The 20,184-nt window shown below is 50.4% G+C and carries 18 protein-coding genes and 1 riboswitch; of the genes, 17 read left to right on the top strand and 1 reads right to left on the bottom strand.

What is annotated here, in order from left to right:
• Positions 1–3: 3 nt before the first annotated feature.
• Positions 4–600 carry a DNA-3-methyladenine glycosylase gene (locus ACTRXI_RS11010; protein WP_474262475.1) on the bottom strand — a complete coding sequence of 199 codons (597 nt, stop codon included), beginning with the start codon at positions 598–600 and terminating at the stop codon, positions 4–6.
• A gap of 162 nt (positions 601–762) precedes the next feature.
• Here ACTRXI_RS11010 and ACTRXI_RS11005 point away from each other — a divergent pair, with 162 nt between their 5' ends.
• The 17 genes from ACTRXI_RS11005 (at position 763) to purH (ending at position 20,101) form a co-directional block, all read left to right on the top strand.
• Positions 763–1,650, top strand: coding sequence for a nuclease-related domain-containing protein (locus ACTRXI_RS11005; protein ID WP_322526102.1), 888 nt, complete (start codon positions 763–765; stop codon positions 1,648–1,650).
• A 209-nt stretch (positions 1,651–1,859) separates the two neighbouring features.
• Positions 1,860–3,449 (top strand): diguanylate cyclase domain-containing protein, encoded by a 1,590-nt coding sequence (locus tag ACTRXI_RS11000; protein WP_474262474.1) that lies wholly within the window; start codon positions 1,860–1,862, stop codon positions 3,447–3,449.
• An 18-nt stretch (positions 3,450–3,467) separates the two neighbouring features.
• Complete coding sequence (locus tag ACTRXI_RS10995; protein ID WP_474262473.1) at positions 3,468–3,836, top strand: response regulator; 369 nt, start codon at positions 3,468–3,470, stop codon at positions 3,834–3,836.
• Positions 3,829–6,645, top strand: coding sequence for an ATP-binding protein (locus ACTRXI_RS10990; RefSeq protein WP_474262472.1), 2,817 nt, complete (start codon positions 3,829–3,831; stop codon positions 6,643–6,645). Before ACTRXI_RS10995 ends, ACTRXI_RS10990 begins: the two co-directional genes overlap by 8 nt.
• Positions 6,646–6,694: 49 nt before the next feature.
• Positions 6,695–8,002 carry an allantoate amidohydrolase gene (locus ACTRXI_RS10985; RefSeq protein ID WP_474262471.1) on the top strand — a complete coding sequence of 436 codons (1,308 nt, stop codon included), beginning with the start codon at positions 6,695–6,697 and terminating at the stop codon, positions 8,000–8,002.
• Between the two features lie 106 nt (positions 8,003–8,108).
• The gene (locus tag ACTRXI_RS10980; protein WP_474262470.1) at positions 8,109–8,309 is read left to right on the top strand and encodes an NETI motif-containing protein; all 201 of its coding nucleotides are present in this window, start codon (positions 8,109–8,111) and stop codon (positions 8,307–8,309) included.
• Positions 8,310–8,400: 91 nt separating this feature from the next.
• Positions 8,401–8,502, top strand: a riboswitch (purine riboswitch).
• A 176-nt stretch (positions 8,503–8,678) separates the two neighbouring features.
• Positions 8,679–9,173 carry a 5-(carboxyamino)imidazole ribonucleotide mutase gene (gene purE, locus ACTRXI_RS10975; protein ID WP_474262469.1) on the top strand — a complete coding sequence of 165 codons (495 nt, stop codon included), beginning with the start codon at positions 8,679–8,681 and terminating at the stop codon, positions 9,171–9,173.
• On the top strand, positions 9,161–10,300 hold the full coding sequence (purK, locus tag ACTRXI_RS10970) for a 5-(carboxyamino)imidazole ribonucleotide synthase (RefSeq protein ID WP_474262468.1): 1,140 nt from the start codon (positions 9,161–9,163) through the stop codon (positions 10,298–10,300). Before purE ends, purK begins: the two co-directional genes overlap by 13 nt.
• A 31-nt stretch (positions 10,301–10,331) precedes the next feature.
• Entirely contained in the window at positions 10,332–11,627 is a 1,296-nt protein-coding gene (purB, locus tag ACTRXI_RS10965) for an adenylosuccinate lyase (RefSeq protein WP_474262467.1), read from the top strand.
• 29 nt (positions 11,628–11,656) lie between these two features.
• Positions 11,657–12,376: a phosphoribosylaminoimidazolesuccinocarboxamide synthase gene (gene purC / locus ACTRXI_RS10960; protein ID WP_474262466.1), complete on the top strand. Its 720-nt coding sequence runs from the start codon at positions 11,657–11,659 to the stop codon at positions 12,374–12,376.
• Positions 12,369–12,617: a phosphoribosylformylglycinamidine synthase subunit PurS gene (gene purS, locus ACTRXI_RS10955; RefSeq protein WP_474262465.1), complete on the top strand. Its 249-nt coding sequence runs from the start codon at positions 12,369–12,371 to the stop codon at positions 12,615–12,617. Before purC ends, purS begins: the two co-directional genes overlap by 8 nt.
• Positions 12,617–13,300 carry a phosphoribosylformylglycinamidine synthase subunit PurQ gene (gene purQ, locus ACTRXI_RS10950; RefSeq protein ID WP_474262464.1) on the top strand — a complete coding sequence of 228 codons (684 nt, stop codon included), beginning with the start codon at positions 12,617–12,619 and terminating at the stop codon, positions 13,298–13,300. Before purS ends, purQ begins: the two co-directional genes overlap by 1 nt.
• Positions 13,284–15,512: a phosphoribosylformylglycinamidine synthase subunit PurL gene (gene purL, locus ACTRXI_RS10945; RefSeq protein WP_474262463.1), complete on the top strand. Its 2,229-nt coding sequence runs from the start codon at positions 13,284–13,286 to the stop codon at positions 15,510–15,512. Before purQ ends, purL begins: the two co-directional genes overlap by 17 nt.
• Complete coding sequence (purF, locus tag ACTRXI_RS10940; protein ID WP_474262462.1) at positions 15,488–16,909, top strand: amidophosphoribosyltransferase; 1,422 nt, start codon at positions 15,488–15,490, stop codon at positions 16,907–16,909. Before purL ends, purF begins: the two co-directional genes overlap by 25 nt.
• Before the next feature lie 17 nt (positions 16,910–16,926).
• Complete coding sequence (purM, locus tag ACTRXI_RS10935; RefSeq protein WP_474262461.1) at positions 16,927–17,964, top strand: phosphoribosylformylglycinamidine cyclo-ligase; 1,038 nt, start codon at positions 16,927–16,929, stop codon at positions 17,962–17,964.
• Positions 17,961–18,572, top strand: coding sequence for a phosphoribosylglycinamide formyltransferase (gene purN / locus ACTRXI_RS10930; protein ID WP_474262582.1), 612 nt, complete (start codon positions 17,961–17,963; stop codon positions 18,570–18,572). The genes purM and purN overlap by 4 nt, the downstream gene beginning before the upstream one ends.
• Positions 18,569–20,101 (top strand): bifunctional phosphoribosylaminoimidazolecarboxamide formyltransferase/IMP cyclohydrolase, encoded by a 1,533-nt coding sequence (purH, locus tag ACTRXI_RS10925; protein ID WP_474262460.1) that lies wholly within the window; start codon positions 18,569–18,571, stop codon positions 20,099–20,101. Before purN ends, purH begins: the two co-directional genes overlap by 4 nt.
• The last annotated feature ends 83 nt before the right edge of the window (positions 20,102–20,184 follow it).

The raw sequence follows: 20,184 nt of genomic DNA, 5'->3' as shown, positions 1-20,184 counted from the left end.
AACTCAGGCCCTCCATTTGGATACGTAAGGATTGCCGGTTTCAAAGAACCGCCATGGGTAATGGCGCGCTTCGCCGCTTCCGGAAATACCGACGCGCGGGCCGTTTTCAACTACAGGTTCATAATCTTTTGGTGACAGATACAGCGGCGGATGATCAAGTTCATGGCCGTAGTAGCTCATATCAATGCCAAGCGCTTTCGTTAACTTGCCGGGGCCGTTTGTCTGCTGAATACCGCGGACACGGTGCCGGCGTTTTTGAATAAGCTCAAGGCCCGCTACAGGCTCGACAGCGCGGATGAGGACAGCCTCGGGAGATTCCTCCACCCCGCTGACGATATTTAGAAGCGCATGGGTATGCATCGTGTACATATATACGTAACCCGGGGGAAAAAACATTACATCCGTCCGCTTTGTTCTGCGGTAATTGTAGCTGTGGGCAGCCCGGTCCACCGGGCCGATATAGGCTTCCGTTTCAACAATTCTGCCGGCTGCAGGACCTTCCGGCGTTTCATGCACAAGTACACAGCCGATCAGCGCCCGGGAGAGCTCGAGTGTCGGTTTTTTGTAAAAATCCTTTGGAACAACAGAATAAAGTGTCATAGGGAAGAATCCTTTCTTTAGGTGTATACGAAAAGGAATATATTGATTATGATAGAAATATAATGTATATAGTTTTACATAGCGAATGAGAAGCGTTTTTTAGTGTACCAAATTCCGGGTCATAGTAAAAATATTAAGGCAGGAGATGGAAGAGGTGCTTATATGGGTATAGCAGTCACGGTTATTATAGCTTTAATCATCATTGGAGCAGTTATTTTAATTCAGCGGGATCAGTATTTGAAAAAAGTCCGGCAGTACGATAGAAAAATGGAAGAGGAAATTGAGGGAAAGAGCTCGCAGTACCGCGAGGATATCCAGGCGATACGCGGCAAATATGAGGAAGAAAAAGGGAAGCTGACGGATTACATTTATCATCTGGAGAAAATCTCACGGGAACCGGAAGAAATGAAAACACATGAACTGCTTCGAAGCATTAAAAATGATCTTGTCGAAGCAAATCAGATTGCTGTGGATGAAATGTTAATTTCCGGACACGTGTACGTTCCGCTCGATGACCGGACGGAGCTTTCGACCCGCCAGGTGGACCACGTCGTTTTGACGAGCCGCGGACTGTATGTGCTTGAAACACAGAAATGGAAAGGCCATATTATTCACGGCGTCAGTAAACACAATGCCGGGACACTTGATTTTGTGCTTGATACGCTGTACCCGGATCTTGAAGAAGACGTGGAAACGACAATGGTTTTTCAAAACACAAGCCGGGGGCATATTCGGTCAGGAACATTTGAAGTACACGACAGTCCGATTGAACATGCCAAAGCGACGGCTTCGATTACAGAAGATTTTCTGCGCAGGGAAAAGCACAATCCGGGCGAAGTGACGCCAATTATTTTCTTTGGCCATTCGAACACGCAGGATGACCGATTTGTCCAGGACGTGTCGGTGGATGCCTATACGCATCGTTTTACGACAGAAGCAGCACTGCGTGCGTTCTTTCATGAGCAGTTTTCCCAAAATGCGCCCCTGTACTCCCAGGAGCAGCTGTATCAAATGGAACGCTCCATCATTACGACAAATTACGTTTCATAGATGCTTTTATACAGAAGCCGCCCCGGCATTTGCCGGGGCGGTTTTTTATGTTGATTTGCATATGCGTATCTTTTCCGCGTCTGTATAGAAAGATGAAATATTTTCTACTTTTTAAAAATATGGCATTTTTTCTTATATTAAGCTACTTTTGACACGGTAAAATAGTATATAATGGAAAATAGATAATAACGGTTAGAAGGGATATTATTATGGTAAAACAGTATCAGAAAACCTTTATTGCAAATATTAAAAAGCAGTATGAATACTTAGAACATAAGCGGTACAAAGATTTTGACGAAATGTACAGATGGCTTCACACGATCAAAGGCACCGGAGCCACCATCGGGCTGGGACGGGCAGCTGAAATGGCGGAGGAAGCGATGCGGGCGCTCGATACAGAAGCTCCCGCAGAAGCCCGGAAGATGTATGCCGAAAAAATCATGAACGTGCTTGGGGAGGAAGGCAAGCCAGAGAAACTTTCCATTTCCTATGACAATTCCGAAGAAGAATCTTCTTTTGTGCTTCTCGGGCATACAGAGCTTTACGTTTTGTATGAAGTGAAGGAGCAGCTTGAGATGCTTGGCCATCACGTGCTGCTTGCTTCTGATCGAAGAAAGCTTATGGAAAAAATAGAGGAATTCCATCCGGAAATGGTTCTTCTCTCGGAAGATTTGGCCGTACGGGGAGAGAAAACGATTATTGAACGTATTAAAGATGCAGCGAGAGATGCTCTGCTCCCTGTCGTTGTATTCTGCAGTGGCGGAATAGATAGAGAGAGAGCAGATAAACTTTATGAAGACGGTGCTTCCTTTGTGATCAAACCGCCATATTCCACGATTGAAATGGTGCAGGTCATTCACCGCCACCTGGAGTGGCAGGCTCCGATGAAAGAAGCGCTGACGGTGGACGAGTTGACGGGAGCCTATAACCGTAAAATGCTCGAAATGGAGGAAGGGCGACTGTGGGCGGAGTTTAAACGGAGCGGTAAGCCTTTTTCTGTAGCACTGACGGATATTGATCACTTCAAGCAGATTAATGACAGCTACGGACACGATGAAGGGGATCAGGTGCTCAAATGGTTTGTCAGCCATATGCTCTCCCGGAAACGTCCGAGCGATCACCTGATCCGCCTGGGCGGGGACGAATTTTTGTTCATTTTCCAGCAGACATTTTCGGAGGAAACAGAAAAAATCATGAAGCGCCTGCAGCAGTCCTTTGCCGACTTCGTCTCAGAGCGACGCCTGCCGTACCGGCTCGGGTTTACGGCGGGAACGTCTACCGCCACTACTAATCACGCTTCTCTGCAGGAGCTGATCAATGAAGCAGATGCAGCCATGCTTGAAGCAAAGGATTCGGGCCGGAACGCCGTGGTTTCCTATTCTGGTGAAACAACTATCGATCTTCCTTACATAAATGTATTTATTATTGACGATGATGAAGCGATGGCTTCCTTTGTCGCTGACCAGTTTCACCAGTTAAACATAGCGAGGTACCGGATACGGACAAAGTATTTCCCTTCTGGAGAATCATTTTTTGAAAAAGAAAACTATGAACGCGGACAGCGGTACTTTGTCGTGCTGGACGTTACTATGCCCGGCATGGACGGGTTTGAAGTGCTTGAAAAACTTCGGGGAAAGTATCCGTCGAGCAACATGATCGTATTAATGCTCACAGGCAACCGGAACGAGGGGGATATTGTTCATGCGCTTGAGCTTGGAGCGGACGATTATTTGATGAAGCCTTTTCGAAAGGAAGAGCTGGTCGCACGTGCGAAGCGATTAATTCAGCGGGTGCTGTAAACAGAAAGGCGGAAAGAAATGTACAAAATACTGGTAGCTGATGATGCGGAAGTGCTTCGAATGCTTGTGGTGGATACGTTGGAGGACGAAGAAGAATACACAATTGACGAAGCAAAGGATGGAAAGGAAGCCTATGAAAAAGCAAGTACTGCTTCCTATGACCTTTTAATTATCGATAACATGATGCCTGAGTATAACGGAGTGGAAGTTGTTTCTATGCTCCGGAAAGACGGCAGGCTTGAAAACATGAAAACATTAATGATTACTGCAAAGTCTCAGGACAAAGACGAAGAAGAAGCGAGAAAAGCAGGCGTGATGGAGTTTGTATCCAAGCCGTTCAGCCCGGCTCTGCTTATCACAATTGTGGAGGATTTATTAGATGCTTAACTACATAAAGAAACGTCTCCACCGTAGGTTTAGTATTATTTTTCTATTAGTACTAACGCTTGCTGCCGCCGGGGGTATATGGCAGCATGCCTACATGAGTTCCAATCAGCAGGAGCTTGAGAACGAGTCCAGGCAGTGGCGGGATACGCAGAATGTGTTGGCGGATCTGGAGTTTTATACCCAGCAGATTATTATTGCCGGTCGCGGCTACCTCGCTTTTGGGGATGAAAGTGAACGGGAGGATATAGAAAGAAACTTAAACGCCGCGAAAACGCAGCTCGAGGAATATAGGAGCCTGAACAAAGCAGAAACTGATTTGGTCGCTCAGACGGAACAGTTTCTCGATGACTATGAAAACGAATGGCTTCCACAGCTGACTGAAGCGGTAGAATCCGGGCGTACGACTATTGAAAACCGCGCGCAGGTCAGCTCTCAGGTCGGGGCCCTCGTCAACAGCTTATCGAGTGGACACGATCAGGCAGAGGCAGAGAGGATGAGTGTGAACGAGCAGTACTTCGAGGTAAACGAGAATTCGCATTTTGCTTATCTGCTGTATCTGATTGCGATACTGATAGCGCTCGGCGCTGTTGTTTGGCTGCTTCTGCGGAAAATCACCGGTCCTCTGGTCGAAATGAAGGACGCTGCGGCAAGGGTGGGAGGCGGCGAAGAAATATTGGTCTCAGACAGCCACCGCAGCGATGAAATAGGAGAGCTGAGCCGTTCCTTTAATGTCATGGCAGCAAGTATTCAGCAGAATCAAAACGCGATTATGGACCGGAACGAAGAGCTTGTTACCCAGCAGAATGAGCTGCAGGAGCAGCAGGAATACCTGCGGACATTAAACGAGTTAAATGAAACGTTCAGCGGCTCGATGGGAAAGCAGGCATTAATGGAACAGCTGCTTGCCAAAATGTATGATCTGTTTCATTTCGAAAAGGGAATGGTGGCAGCGATGGAGCCTTTCTGGCAGGCTGCCTGGTACGGGGTAAGTGAAGAAGAAAAACAGCATTTCGAAGATCATTCTGAAGGGAGCCCGCTTGCTTTAATCGCGGACACGAAAAAGGTTCATGTCACCGAACGGAAAACAAGAGCCGGGGAAGAAGGATTGAGCGGCGTAGAAACGACAGTGTACGAAATGTATCTGCCGGTGTTCAGCAGTAAAAAAGAAATGATTGGCGCAGCGGTATTCACCAGGACCGGACAAAGCTTTTCGGTGCAGGAGCGCGAGACGATGCGCGGCATTCTCCGTCAGGCTTCCATTTCCTTCAGCCGTATTCTTCTGTTTGAGGAAACGGAGGAGGAGCGATTTTTGTATCAGCGTATTATCGACAGTGTTGATGAAGGGATCCAGTATATCAATGAAAATGGAGAGCTTGAGCATGCGAATCATTGGACGTGGAGTATGATTAATACGGGGGTTCAGAATGAGAAACAAACCCTCCCGTTTTCGGAATGGACGTCAGGGTGGATCAAGCAAATTGATGAAGACTGCCGGGAAAAAGTGGAAAACTATTTTAAAGCTTTTATCGGTGGCGGAGACTCTCCAGGCTACAGTATCGAATATAAAATTACGTCAGAGAGCGGCGTGAACGTTTACGAGCTATATGGACGAAATGTGCAGATGGAATCCGAAGAAAAGGGAACTATCTTTGTTCACCGCAACCGGACTAAGGAATTTGAGCTTGATCAGATGAAATCAGATCTTGTCAGCACTGTAAGTCATGAACTCAGGACACCGCTGTCGAGTATTTTAGGCTTTGCAGAGCTTCTTCTCGTCAAAGATTTAAAGCCGGCCCGCCAAAAAAAATATATAGAAACCATTCACAGGGAAGGGGAAAGGTTAACTTCGTTAATTAACGATTTTCTCGATCTGCAGCGGATGGAGTCCGGCCGTCAGGAATATGGCATGGAAGAAGTTGATATCAGCAGCCTGATGCTTGAGGTCGTGGATACCTTTGAACCGAACCAGCCGGACCACACGTTTGTTGTAAAGGACCGGCTTCAGTATGGACGAATTTATGCAGATAAAAGTAAAATCGTGCAGGGCGTCACCAATATTATTGGCAATGCAGTAAAATTCTCCCCAGACGGCGGCGAGGTAAAAATTGAGCTTGCCAATGAGCAGGATATGGTGAGAGTAAAAATAACAGACGAAGGTCTTGGGATTCCGGAAAAAGAGCTTCCCCGTCTTTTCGGAAAGTTTCACCGTATTAATGATGAAGAGCGGAGGAAAATCCGCGGCACTGGTCTCGGGCTTGCCGTAACGAAGCAAATTGTTGAAGACCATAAAGGCAGAATAGAGGTTGATTCGATAGAAGGGGAAGGCAGCAGCTTCTGCTTATTTTTCCCAATCTCAGGAGTCGATTTCGATATTGAAGAACTGCCGGAAGAAAGTGATCTTCACTCGGTGCTTATACTCGAGGACGACCGGAGCCTGGGAATGCTTCTTTCAGAAGAACTTCGCCACGCCAAATACGAAGTAGTGCACTACTTCAATCCTTACAAAGCGCTGAATGCATTAAAACGGGGGCTGCGGCCGGAGGTTTTTGTGGTGGATTTGATGCTTGGAGAAGAAATGGATGGATGGGCTTTTATTGAACAGCTGAAATCCTTCCGTCATACCGAAGACGTGCCAATTATTATTTCCTCGGCTTTGCACGAGGATAAGGAGCGAATGGCCCGTATGGACGTCCGGCATTACCTGACTAAGCCGTATCCTCCAAACAGCTTATCCCAACAGGTGCGCCGTATCATTGAGCAGGCAGATAGCCAGGGGGAAGTGTATGTTCCTTCCTTTAATGAAGTGTAACGTCTGTGCCGGTGTGTTAGTCTGAAAGAAGAGAAGGAGTGATGATGCTTTGGGTAACAAGGGATTCAGCAGGGAGCGCCTCCTCCAGACCATTGAGGAAAGCAGGGGTTTTCCGTCGATTGACCCCGAGATTTTGGCCAGCCGCCTGGAGGAACTGGCGGCTGTGGGCCGCACGGAAGAGGGCGGCATTACACGTTATGTCTATACAGAAGAGGAGCAGCAGGCAAAAAATCTTTTTCGTTCCTGGATGGAGGAAGCGGGCCTGAGTGTACGGGAGGACGGTGTAGGAAACATTTACGGACTATGGGAGTCAGGTCGGGCCGGGGCCCCGATTATCCTTACCGGATCTCATCTCGACACTGTAAAAAACGGCGGTGCTTTTGACGGGGCTCTCGGCTGTGTATCGAGTCTGATGGCTGTAGAAGCATTGAAGGCCGAAGGAGCCGAATTGGACTGTTCAATAGAAATTGCTGTTTTCGTCGATGAGGAAGGGGCACGTTTTGGGAGCGGGATGCTCGGAAGCCGGGCGGCCGTTGGCGATATCTCAAAGGATGATTTTTTTCAAATGCGTGATGATGAGGGAGTGACGGCGGCGGAGGCGATGAAGCTGATGGATTATTCGCCGAACAAGCCCGAGAAAAATATTTATCCGCGTGAACGGCTGCGGGCATATTTAGAGCTGCATGTGGAGCAGGGAAAACAGCTCGAACAGCAGGAGGCGGGTATCGGGGTGGTAGAAGGAATCGCCGGCCCTTCCTGGCTTGACGTTCATTTTTGGGGAGAAACGGATCACGCCGGTAACACTCCGATGAACATCAGGAAAGACGCAGCTGCTGCAGCAGCAGAATTTATTCTGTATCTGGAACAGCTTCCGGCTATGCACAGTGACACCGCAGTAGCTACCGTAGGGAGGCTTTCGCTTGAGCCGAACGGTTCAAACGTAATTGCCGGAGAGGCCCGGCTGACAGCGGATATCCGGGACCTCGACGAAGAAGTCCGGGATCAAATGATCAGCCTGGCGCGAAGCGAAGCAGAAAAAATAGCCGGTCGCCGCGGGCTTACTGTTTCTCATGAAGTGGCCTTCAGAGTAAAACCGGTGCCGGTCCCGGAATGGATCCGGCGTTCGATTGAGGAGGCCTCCCGGAGCATCGGCTTAGCTACAGAATCCCTCGTATCGGGTGCTAGCCATGACGCTATGATGTTTGGAGCCTACGTACCATTTGGCCTGCTGTTTGTGCCGAGCTTTGAAGGCAAAAGCCACACACCTGAAGAGTTTACTGAATTAAAAGACTGTGTAAATGGTGTTGCAGTCCTAAAAGAGACCATACGAACGATAGGCACAGAAAACGGACGATAAATAGGCGAATGAAGCGGGAAATGAAATTCTGCTTCGTTCGTTTTTTTTAGAAAGAACCTGTTATACTGGAAGCATAGAAGTAAAGAAATAAGGAGCAGCGACACGAATGGCTAAAAAGAAAAATAAACAGACGTTTTACGTACAGGAAGAAGAAACAGTGGAAGAGTGTCTCTCCCGGATTGCTGCAGAAGGTTTTATGCCGGTGCGCAGAATGGAAAAGCCTGTATTTGAAGAGCAGACTATTAACGGAGAAACACAGTATGTGCCGGTGAGGCAGGAAATCAGTTTTGAAGCAAAAAAGAAATAAACGAACATTTAATCTAAGTTTATTCTAATCGTTCGAATTTTGATTGACAGATAATATAACAACTTGTTAAGCTGTAACACGTAAGCAAGAAAAGCAGAACGATGACAATCCTCATATACTTTCGGGAATAAGGCTCGAGCGTCTCTACCCGGCAACCGTAAATTGCTGGACTATGAGGAGAATGATCAAACGAAGCCTTTATCTGAAATAGTGGAAGCTTCGGCTTGAATTTTTCTTCTATAGTAGAGCATATACGTTCACGAGACCTTCCCCGGAGTGCGGAAGACTATCCTTTTTTAGGGATGGATCTGGCACCGGGGCTTCTTTATGTCAAAAAGCACGTGAGGAAAAAGCAAAGGGGTGGCGCAAGTGGAACCGCAGGTAGGAGTAGTAATGGGCAGTACGTCCGACTGGGACACAATGCAGAAGGCATGCGAGGTGCTCGATGAGCTCGGAGTACCGTTTGAAAAGAACATCGTATCCGCCCACCGGACGCCGGATTATATGTTTGAGTACGCGGCAGAGGCAAGAGAACGAGGAATAAAAGTGATTATTGCCGGTGCCGGGGGAGCAGCTCATCTCCCGGGTATGATAGCAGCGAAAACGACGCTGCCGGTCATCGGGGTCCCGGTTCAGTCCAAGGCTTTAAGCGGATGGGATTCGCTTTTATCCATCGCTCAAATGCCCGGCGGTGTGCCGGTAGCAACTGTGGCCATCGGAACGTCTGGAGCGACAAATGCCGGACTTCTGGCCGCTCAGATGATTTCAGCCTTTGATGAAAAGCTGGCAGATAAGCTGCAGCAGCGTAGAGAGCAAATGCGTGAGCAGGTCATGCAGTCAGGAGATGAATTATGGGGAAAGTAATGAAACCCGGACAGACAATCGGAATACTTGGAGGAGGACAGCTCGGACGGATGATGGCGTTTGCGGCCAAGCCAATGGGCTACCGTGTGGCCGTTCTTGAACCAAAAACAGACTCGCCCGCCGGACAGGTGGCAGATGTTGAAATTGAAGCATCTTATGACGACCGTGCCGGGGCGGACAAAATGGCAGAAGCTTGTGATGTATTAACCTATGAATTTGAAAATATTGACGCAGAGACAGCCAGGCATCTGGAAAATACTCTTTATCTTCCGCAGGGCAGCCAGCTGCTTCATACGGCGCAGCACCGCCTTCGTGAAAAACAGACCATTGAAGCAGCGAATATTAAAGTAGCTCCGTACCATCAGGTGACCTCCCGCGAAGAGCTATCGGCAGCGGTAAAAGAGATTGGTGTGCCGAGCGTGCTGAAAACATGCCGCGGCGGTTACGACGGCAAGGGACAGGTAGTGTTAAAAGCAGCAGAAGATGCAGAAGCAGCGTTTGAAGCCCTTGGGGGAAGCGAAGGCAAAGAGCTCGTACTTGAAGCGTGGATTCCGTTCCAAAAAGAAATTTCCTGCATTGTCACCCGGAGCGTGCACGGGGAGACCGGCGTGTTTCCGGTCGGAGAAAATATCCATGTTAATAATGTTCTGCACCAGACCATTGTACCGGCAAGAATATCGCGTTTTGTGAATGAAGAAGCGATCCGTATTGCCCACCGGCTTGCCGAACATGTGGATCTTGTCGGCACCCTGGCAGTGGAAATGTTTGTTACAGATGATGAAACAGTGTATGTAAACGAAGTGGCGCCGAGGCCGCACAACTCCGGTCACTATACGATTGAGGCATGTGAAACCTCCCAGTTTGAACAGCATATCCGCGCTGTCTGCGGTCTTCCACTTGGACCTGCTGGACTGAAGCAGCCGGTGGTTATGACCAACATTCTCGGTGAACACGTCGAAGCGGTAACTGCGCATATGGAAGAGTGGAGCAAGGACCATGTGCATCTGTACGGCAAGGATGAAGCCAAGCCCGGCCGGAAAATGGGGCACTGGACGGTGCTCCGCGAGGATCTACAGGATGCGCTTGATAGGTCCACGGACGTTTGGAAGCAGTACATAGAGAGTTAATTATTAAAGAGAAGAGTGGAGGAACCTGATTATGATCGATCGTTACACACGCCCGGAAATGGGTGCCATCTGGACCGAAGAGAACCGCTTTAACGCCTGGCTTGAGGTCGAAATATGCGCCTGCGAAGCCTGGTCGGAGCTTGGGGACATTCCAAAGGAAGACGTGAAAAAAATAAGAGACAATGCTTCCTTTAACATCGAACGGATCCAGGAGATTGAAGAGGAAACACGTCATGACGTTGTGGCATTCACCCGGGCGGTGTCGGAGACGCTCGGCGATGAGCGCAAATGGGTTCATTACGGCCTGACCTCCACCGACGTTGTGGACACCGCTCTTTCCTACCTGATTAAGCAGGCCAACGATATTTTGCGCTCAGATTTGGAGCAGTTTCTCGAAATTTTAAAAAACAAAGCAAAAGAGCATAAGCATACGATTATGATGGGACGCACCCACGGTGTGCACGCAGAACCCACTACCTTCGGCATCAAGCTTGCGCTCTGGTATCAGGAAATGAAGCGCAATCTCGAACGTTTTGACGCAGCGGCCGAAGGCATCCGCGTTGGGAAGCTTTCGGGAGCGGTTGGAACATTTGCCAACATCCCGCCGGCTATTGAAGAGTCAGTCTGCCGGAAGCTCGGCCTGCAGGCAGCGCCGGTATCGACGCAGACGCTGCAGCGGGACCGTCACGCAGATTACATGAGCACTCTCGCTTTAATTGCCACGTCGATTGAAAAAATGGCTGTCGAAATCCGCAGCCTGCAAAAAAGTGAAACCCGGGAAGTAGAAGAGTTCTTCGCCAAAGGACAGAAGGGTTCATCAGCGATGCCGCATAAACGAAATCCGATCGGTTCGGAAAACATGACCGGCCTGGCCAGGGTCATCCGCGGCCATATGCTTACCGCTTATGAGAATGTGCCGCTCTGGCATGAACGAGATATTTCCCACTCCTCGGCCGAACGAATTATTATTCCGGACGCTACCACGGCGCTTAATTATATGCTGAACCGCTTCGGCAATATCGTGAAAAACCTGACAGTATTTGAAGACAACATGAAAGCAAACATGGATAAAACGCTTGGCCTTGTCTTCTCGCAGCGCGTGCTGCTTACACTGATCAACAAAGGCATGGTGCGCGAGGAAGCGTATGACACGGTTCAGCCAAAAGCGATGGAGGCCTGGGAAAAAGGCATCCCATTCCGGGAGCTTGTAGAAAATGAACCGGCCATCACGAATGTTTTAAGCAGTGAAGAAATCGAGGACTGCTTTGACCACCGTCATCACATGAAGGAAGTCGATACGATCTTCGCCCGTGCCGGCATCGAATAATAAGGGATAGTCCAAAGGAGGAGCCTGCGATGGAAAAACGCGCTCTATTGTATGAAGGAAAAGCCAAAAAACTGTATGAAACAGACGTGGAAAATACGCTCTGGGTAGAATACAAAGACGATGCCACCGCGTTTAACGGGGAGAAAAAAGAAGTGCTGGTTGGGAAGGGCAAGCTGAATAATGAAATTTCTTCCCTGCTGTTTCAAAAGCTTCATGAAGAAGGCATAAATAACCACTTCGTGGACCGGCTCTCTGAAACCGAACAGGCGGTCAGGAAGACGACGATTATCCCTCTTGAGGTTGTAGTACGTAATATTGTCGCCGGCAGTCTCCACCGGCGCACTGGTATCGGGGAAGGTACTGAAACCGATCAGCCGGTAGTGGAATTCTACTACAAGGATGACGAGCTTGGGGACCCGTTGATTAACGATGATCATATCCGGCTGCTGCAGGCCGCTTCTCCGTCGCAGGTTAAGGACATGAAGCAGATGGCCGAACATGTGAATAAAACGCTCTGGAAGCATTTCTCCGACCACGGCCTGCTGCTTGTTGATTTTAAAATTGAGTTTGGCACGACAGAGGACGGAAAGCTGCTTTTGTCCGATGAAATCTCTCCGGATACGTGCCGGCTGTGGGATAAAGAAACCCGCCAGAAGTTTGATAAAGATTTGTTCCGTTACGGGATTGGTTCTCTTCAGGAAGGCTATACCGAAATATTACAGCGATTAGGAGGAGCTGCACATGGTTAACGTTCAAGTGTATGTGACATTAAAAGAGGGAGTACTTGACCCGCAGGGAAGTACGATTGAAAATGCCCTGCAGACGATGGGGTACCATGAAGTGGCATCTGTTCAGACCGGCAAGTATATTGAACTCGAAGTAGAGGAAGGAAGCAACCTTGAAGCCCGGATCGAAGAAATGTGTGAAAAGCTCCTGTCCAATCCGGTGATTGAAGATTACACGTATACGATCGGAAAGGGCGTGTCCTGATGAGGTTCGCGGTGATCGTGTTTCCAGGGTCCAACTGTGATGACGATATGTATTATGCAATCCAGGAAGGTCTCGGGGAGCCGGTGGATAAAGTCTGGTACACCGAAGAAAGCGTCGCGGATTACGACGGTATTCTTCTGCCCGGTGGATTTTCCTACGGAGACTACCTTCGTTCCGGGGCTATCGCCCGTTTTGCCCCGGTCATGGCGAGCGTCGTGGAGCAGGCGGAAAAAGGCAAGCCGGTTCTCGGCGTATGCAACGGATTTCAAGTGCTGCTTGAAGCAGGACTGCTTCCGGGAGCCATGCAGAGGAACCGGTCGCTGAAGTTTATCTGCCGCCCGGCCCGCCTCGCAGTGGCGAATCATAAAACCGGCTTTACCTCCGAATACGCCAGGGGCGAGCGAATTACGATCCCGGTAGCCCACGGCGAAGGAAACTACTATTGCGACGACGAGACCCTAAAGGATCTGCAGGCTAACAACCAGATTGTATTCACCTATGAAGATAATTTTAACGGTTCCAAAGAGGCAATTGCCGGCATTATAAACAAACAGGGCAACGTGATGGGCATGATGCCGCACCCGGAACGAGCAACCGATCAGATTCTCGGCAGTGACGACGGATTGAAAATCTTTCAGTCAATATTGAAGCAATGGAGGAAATCCCATGTCCTTACTACTTGAGCCTTCCGCAGAGCAGATTGAACAGGAAAAAATCTATCAGGAAATGGGCGTTAAAGACGAAGAATTCGAAATGATTAAAAAAATTCTCGGGCGCCTGCCAAACTATACAGAAATTGGCCTGTTTTCAGTCATGTGGTCGGAGCACTGCAGCTATAAGCATTCCAAAGCCCAGCTGAAAAAATTTCCGACAGAGGGAGAGCGCGTGCTGCAGGGGCCCGGGGAAGGCGCCGGCATCATCGACATCGGCGACGAGCAGGCGGTTGTGTTTAAAATGGAAAGCCACAACCATCCGTCAGCGATTGAGCCTTACCAGGGTGCAGCCACCGGAGTAGGCGGTATTCTCCGGGACGTATTTTCAATGGGGGCGCGCCCGGTCGCCATTATGAATTCGCTTCGTTTTGGAGAACTCGTCAAGCCGCGGGTGAAATATTTATTTGAAGAGGTTGTCGCCGGGATTGCCGGATACGGAAACTGCATCGGCGTGCCGACAGTCGGAGGCGAAGTGCAGTTTGACCCGAGCTATGAGGGCAACCCGCTCGTCAACGCAATGTGCGTTGGGCTCATTGATCATAAGGATATTCAGAAAGGTATTGCAAGCGGCGCCGGAAATACAGTTATTTATGTCGGTGCAAGCACCGGGAAAGACGGTATCCACGGAGCTACTTTTGCTTCGGAAGAAATCAGCGACGAATCGGAAAGCAAGCGTCCTTCCGTGCAGGTGGGTGATCCATTTATGGAAAAGCTGCTGCTTGAGGCATGCCTCGAACTCGTGAAGTGTGAATCGCTTGTCGGGATTCAGGACATGGGAGCGGCAGGGCTGACTTCTTCTTCAGCAGAAATGGCCAGCAAGGCGGGGTCAGGGATCGAAATGAACCTTGATACGGTACCGCAGCGGGAGCTCGACATGAGCCCATATGAAATGATGCTCTCCGAGTCCCAGGAGCGGATGCTTCTGGTTGTAAAACAGGGAGAAGAGAAAGAGATTCACGATATCTGCAGCCGCTGGGGACTTCATTCAGCGGAAATCGGCCATGTGATTAATGATCAGCGCCTTGTGCTCTGGCACGGCGGGGAGAAGGTGGCGGACGTACCCGTGGATGCGCTGGCTGAAGACGCGCCGGTGTATTATCCTGAGTCGCGGGAACCCGATGCATTCCGCAAACGCCAGCAGCAGGAAGCGTGGAGACCGGACGTGAATGATGCGAAGGAAACGCTCACGGACCTGTTAAAGCAGCCGACGGTCGCCAGCAAGGAATGGGTTTACGACCAGTATGATTACATGGTCCGCACCAACACAGCCGTATTGCCGGGGTCTGACGCAGCGGTACTCCGCGTACGCGGGAAAGACAAAGCGCTTGCGATGACGACTGACTGCAATGCACGCTACCTCGGACTTGATCCGGAGCAGGGCGGGAAAATCGTTATTGCAGAAGCATCCCGCAACATCATCTGCTCAGGCGGGCTTCCGCTCGGTCTGACTGACTGCCTGAACTACGGCAATCCGGAAAAACCGGAAATCTACTGGCAGTTTGAGAAGTCGATTGATGGAATGACTGAAGCATGCAAAACCCTTGAAACACCGGTTATCGGTGGCAATGTATCCCTCTACAACGAAACGCAGAACGGCGCGATCTATCCGACGCCGGTCGTTGGCATGGTAGGGCTGATTAAAGAGCTTGCCCATATTACAACCCAGGAGTTTAAGCAACCGGGAGATGCTGTATATATTATCGGGGAAGCAGGGGAAGACTTTGGCGGCAGCGAGATTCAGGAAATGCAGACCGGGTCTATTGACGGCCGGGCTCCGGAGCTTGATCTTGACACCGAATACAGGCGACAGCGCGACGTGTTAAAGGCTATTCAGGAAGGACTGGTTCAATCGGCGCATGACGTATCCGAAGGCGGTCTCGGCGTTGCCCTTGCGGAAAGCACATTTGGCACCGGACTCGGAGCGGAAGCAGTAATTGCCGGGGATGTTGTCAATGAATTGTTTGCTGAAACGCAGTCACGCTATGTGATTTCGGTAACACCGGAAAACCGGAAAGCCTTTGAACAGACAGTGCCAGACGCAAGATACGCCGGCAGAGTGACAGAAGAAGCGACATTGCACTTACTCAAAGAATCGGGAGAGACGATTCTTCAAGCTTCTGCCAAGGAGTTGGAGAACGCCTGGAAAGGAGCTATTCCATGCTTGGTGAAATCAAAGGCTTAAACGAAGAATGTGGTGTGTTTGCTGTCTGGAATCACGAGGAGGCCGCACAGCTGACCTATTACGGGCTGCATAGTCTGCAGCACCGCGGCCAGGAGGGGGCAGGCATCGTCGTTAGCGACGGCGATAAACTGTCGAGCCACAAAGGACTCGGTCTTATTACGGAAGCCTTTAAAGAAGGGGACCTTGAACAGCTGCAGGGAAGCTCAGCCGTTGGGCACGTACGCTACGCTACGGCAGGCGGAGGCGGTCTTGTGAACTGCCAGCCGCTGCTTTTTCAGTCACAGACGACGGGACTTGCGATTGCGCATAACGGAAACCTTGTGAATGCCAACCACGTGAAAGAGGAACTCGAAAGAAAAGGAAGCATTTTTCAATCCACCTCAGACACCGAGGTGCTTGCCCATTTGATCAAGAGAAGCGATGAAACCCGCTTTGAGGATCAGCTGAAGGATGCCCTCTCCTATATTGAAGGAGCATATGCTTTTGCGGTCATGACGGAGGACAAGCTGCTTTGCGCCATGGATCCGAACGGCCTCCGTCCGCTTACGATTGGAAAAATTGGAGACACGTACGTGGTCGCTTCGGAAACGTGTGCGTTCGACGTGATCGGTGCTGAGTACGTCCGGGACATGCAGCCGGGAGAAATTGTCAGCATTGACGACTCGGGCATGCGTTCAGAGCTGTTTTCAGCCTCTACGTCGCGGGCGATCTGCAGCCTGGAATATGTCTATTTTGCCCGTCCGGATTCCAATGTGGACAATATTAATGTGCATACTGCCAGAAAAAATCTTGGTAAAGAAATGGCTAAAGAAGCACCGGTGGAAGCGGACGTAGTGACCGGAGTGCCGGACTCTTCGATTTCCGCCGCTATCGGATATGCCGAAGCTACCGGCACGCCATATGAACTTGGGCTGATTAAAAACCGGTATGTCGGCCGGACGTTCATCCAGCCTTCGCAGGCGTTGCGGGAGCAGGGTGTGAAAATGAAGCTTTCGGCCGTCCGCGGGGTCGTGGAAGGCAAAAGGGTTGTCATGGTGGATGATTCAATTGTCCGCGGAACGACAAGCAAACGGATCGTCCGCATGCTGAAAGATGCGGGAGCCACCGAAGTGCACGTACGCATTACGTCACCTCCGATTACGCACCCATGCTTTTACGGAATAGATACGTCAACGAAAGCGGAATTGATTGCTTCGAATTACACCGTCGATGAAATGCGCGATCTGATGGAGGCGGATTCCCTCTCATTTATCAGCATTGAAGGCCTGCAGAACGGCATCGGCCGGGACAAAAGCGAGCCGAACTGCGGTCAGTGTCTCGCTTGCTTTACCGGCAGATACCCTACAGAAATTTATGACGATACGCTCCACCCGCACGATAAAATTATGAATGGTTAACAAAGGAGGGCCTACGGATGTCTGAAGCTTACAAGCGGGCCGGTGTAGACGTTGAAGCAGGATACCAGGCGGTAGAGCGGATGAAAAAACACATTGCCCGTACTGGCCGCCCGGAAGTGATGGGGGCTCTCGGTGGTTTTGGCGGTATGTTTGATATTTCCGGACTTCCTTACAAAGAGCCCGTGCTCATATCGGGCACAGACGGTGTCGGTACGAAATTAATGCTTGCTTTTCAAATGGATAAGCACGACACGATCGGCCAGGATGTAGTGGCGATGTGTGTAAATGATATCGCCGTCCAGGGGGCCGATCCCCTCTATTTCCTGGACTATCTGGCACTGGGAAAAGCAGACCCGGAAAAAATTGAGCAGGTCGTGAAAGGTGTAGCAGATGGCTGTGCGCAGGCAGGCTGTGCCATTATCGGCGGAGAAACCGCCGAGATGCCGGGAATGTACAGCGAAGAAGAATATGATCTGGCCGGGTTTGCCGTAGGTGCGGCGGAGAAAGCGGATATTCTGGCTGAATCAAAAGCGGAACCCGGAGACGCAATTATCGGGGTGGCTTCCTCAGGCGTGCACAGTAACGGGTTTTCCCTTGTGCGAAAGGTTTTGTTTGAAGAGGGATTGTTTACGATGAACGACACGGTACCGCCGTTTCAGCGTCCGCTCGGAGAAGAGCTTCTCGAGCCAACGAAGATTTACGTGAATGCTGCGAAGGTAATTAAGCAGGCAGGAACAGCCAGAGGTATGGCTCATATTACCGGCGGCGGTTTTTTTGAAAATGTTCCGAGAATGCTTCCAGACGGCTGCGGCGCGATGTTTGACGTTAACAGCTGGCGACAGCCGGAGATTTTTCCCTTCATTCAAAACGAGGGTCATTTGTCTCCGGAAGACATGTTTGGCACCTTTAATATGGGCATCGGTTTAATGACGGTTGTACCAGCTGCGGAAAAAGAAAGCATGCTCGAGGCGCTGAAGCAGGCCGGGGAAGAGGCGTGGGCCATCGGGGAAGTGACTGATGGCAGCGGTGTGCAGGTGAAGGGGGCGACGTGCTGATGAAGCTCGCTTTATTTGCCTCTGGCACCGGCTCAAATGCCCGTTCATTGGTTCGTGCAGCCCGGGAGCAGAGGCTCGAAGCGGAATTTGTGCTGATTGTCTGTGACAAGCCTCACGCCCCGGTCGTTGCCTTTGCCGAAGAAGAAGACATTCCGGTGTTCGCTTTTTCGCCGAAGGAATACGAAAACAAGGCGGCGTTTGAAACTGAAATCGTAAAGGAATTATATGCTAAAGGGGCGGAGCGGATCGTGCTTGCAGGCTACATGCGGTTAATCGGCGATACGCTGCTTACGGAATACGGCGGGCGTATGATTAATGTTCATCCGTCACTGCTTCCGGCTTTTCCTGGAAAAGATGCCATCAGGCAGGCGTGGGATGCCGGAGTAAAAGTGACCGGGGTCACGGTTCATTATGTCGATGAAGGCATGGATACTGGAAGCATCATTGCGCAGGAGCCGCTGCATGTAAAAGAGACAGATTCGCTAGGGACACTCACAGCCGGTATCCAGGCTGTCGAACACCGGCTCTATCCGGAAATTGTCCAGCAGTGGATTGCCCGTCCCCTTAAAACAGTGCAAACCAATACGGAGGGAGCCAACCATTCATGAAACGAGCATTAATTAGTGTGTCAGATAAAGAGGGCATTGTTCCCCTGGCCAAAAGCCTCGAAAAGCAGGGAATTGAAATTATCTCCACAGGAGGAACGAGCCGCGTACTTGAGGAAAGTGGTGTGCAGATCACGGGTATTTCAGACGTTACCGGCTTTCCGGAAATACTTGACGGCCGGGTGAAGACGCTGCATCCGAACATACATAGCGGACTGCTTGCCCGCCGCAGCGATGATGCTCATACAGCCCAGCTGAAGGAGCACAGCATCGAACCGATTGACCTGGTGGTAGTAAATCTGTACCCGTTCAAAAAAACGATCGAAAACCCGGACAAGTCGTTTGAGGACGCCATTGAAAACATCGACATCGGCGGCCCGACGATGCTCAGGGCCGCGGCGAAAAACTTCGAAGACGTTACGGTCGTCGTGGATCCGGATGATTATGAGCTTGTGCTTACAGAATTAAACGACAGCGGAGCGGTGTCAGCTGAGACGAACAAAAAACTTGCGGCTAAGGTTTTCCGGCACACTGCCTCCTATGACGCGTTAATTGCGGATTATTTAACCCGGGAAGCCGGAGAAAAGCATCCCGAAATGTATACCGTGACGTATGAGAAAAAGCAGGATCTGCGCTACGGCGAAAATCCTCACCAGGAGGCAGCCTTTTACCGGGAGCCGATCGGGCCGCTCAGCTCGATTGCAAATGCTTTCCAGCTGCACGGCAAAGAGCTCTCCTACAACAATATTAATGATGCTGAAGCAGCGCTCAGCATGATCCGTGAGTTTACGCACCCGGCTTCGGTAGCCGTGAAGCATATGAATCCGTGTGGGGTCGCGATTGGGGAAACACTCGAAGAAGCTTACGACAAAACGTATGCCGCAGATCCAGTCTCGATATTCGGCGGCATTGTTGCGTTTAACGGTGAAGTGACTGAGGCCATCGCAGAGAAGCTCAAGGAAATATTCCTTGAAATTGTCATCGCCCCGAGTTTTTCCCAGGAAGCTCTTGATCTGCTGACGCAGAAGAAAAATATCCGTCTGCTGACGGTAACGCTCGAGGGATTTGCAGAGCCGCGTTCGCAGCTGACATCCATTCACGGCGGTCTGCTTGTGCAGGATGAGGATACCGGGGGATTTCTGGACGCAGACGTGCGGGTGGTAACGGAGCGGGAACCGACAGAGGCCGAATGGGAAGACTTGAAGCTCGCCTGGAAGGTAGTAAAGCATGTTAAATCCAACGCGATCGTATTGACGAAAAATGTCCAGACGATAGGCATTGGGGCCGGTCAGATGAACCGGGTCGGCTCGGCGGGGATTGCCATTGACCAGGCTGGGGAAGAAGCGGTGCACAGCGCACTTGGCTCCGACGCCTTTTTCCCGATGCAGGATACGGTGGAAACAGCCGGGGAAGCGGGGATTTCAGCGATCATTCAGCCGGGCGGCTCGATCCGGGACCAGGAGTCCATCGACCGGGCCAACGAGTTGGGAATCACTATGGTGTTTACCGGTATGCGCCATTTTAAGCATTAAAATCGGCAGAAAGGTCCGGGAAATGGCTTCCCGGGCTTTTATTTGAAACCAGTGAAGCATGAATATAACGGTTTTCGAACAGG

Source organism: Marinococcus sp. LNHM4E3-1 (assembly GCF_056034405.1).
The sequence above is the reverse complement of the archived record's forward strand: the minus strand, read 5'-3'. Positions and strand labels throughout refer to the sequence as shown.

What these genes read in the sequence shown, in the direction of transcription:
- ACTRXI_RS11010 (WP_474262475.1), bottom strand. Translation starts at nt 600, where the DNA reads ATGACACTTTATTCTGTTGTTCCAAAGGATTTTTACAAAAAACCGACA.
- ACTRXI_RS11005 (WP_322526102.1), top strand. Translation starts at nt 763, where the DNA reads ATGGGTATAGCAGTCACGGTTATTATAGCTTTAATCATCATTGGAGCA.
- ACTRXI_RS11000 (WP_474262474.1), top strand. Translation starts at nt 1,860, where the DNA reads ATGGTAAAACAGTATCAGAAAACCTTTATTGCAAATATTAAAAAGCAG.
- ACTRXI_RS10995 (WP_474262473.1), top strand. Translation starts at nt 3,468, where the DNA reads ATGTACAAAATACTGGTAGCTGATGATGCGGAAGTGCTTCGAATGCTT.
- ACTRXI_RS10990 (WP_474262472.1), top strand. Translation starts at nt 3,829, where the DNA reads ATGCTTAACTACATAAAGAAACGTCTCCACCGTAGGTTTAGTATTATT.
- ACTRXI_RS10980 (WP_474262470.1), top strand. Translation starts at nt 8,109, where the DNA reads ATGGCTAAAAAGAAAAATAAACAGACGTTTTACGTACAGGAAGAAGAA.
- purK (WP_474262468.1), top strand. Translation starts at nt 9,161, where the DNA reads ATGGGGAAAGTAATGAAACCCGGACAGACAATCGGAATACTTGGAGGA.
- purB (WP_474262467.1), top strand. Translation starts at nt 10,332, where the DNA reads ATGATCGATCGTTACACACGCCCGGAAATGGGTGCCATCTGGACCGAA.
- purC (WP_474262466.1), top strand. Translation starts at nt 11,657, where the DNA reads ATGGAAAAACGCGCTCTATTGTATGAAGGAAAAGCCAAAAAACTGTAT.
- purS (WP_474262465.1), top strand. Translation starts at nt 12,369, where the DNA reads ATGGTTAACGTTCAAGTGTATGTGACATTAAAAGAGGGAGTACTTGAC.
- purQ (WP_474262464.1), top strand. Translation starts at nt 12,617, where the DNA reads ATGAGGTTCGCGGTGATCGTGTTTCCAGGGTCCAACTGTGATGACGAT.
- purL (WP_474262463.1), top strand. Translation starts at nt 13,284, where the DNA reads ATGTCCTTACTACTTGAGCCTTCCGCAGAGCAGATTGAACAGGAAAAA.
- purF (WP_474262462.1), top strand. Translation starts at nt 15,488, where the DNA reads ATGCTTGGTGAAATCAAAGGCTTAAACGAAGAATGTGGTGTGTTTGCT.
- purM (WP_474262461.1), top strand. Translation starts at nt 16,927, where the DNA reads ATGTCTGAAGCTTACAAGCGGGCCGGTGTAGACGTTGAAGCAGGATAC.
- purH (WP_474262460.1), top strand. Translation starts at nt 18,569, where the DNA reads ATGAAACGAGCATTAATTAGTGTGTCAGATAAAGAGGGCATTGTTCCC.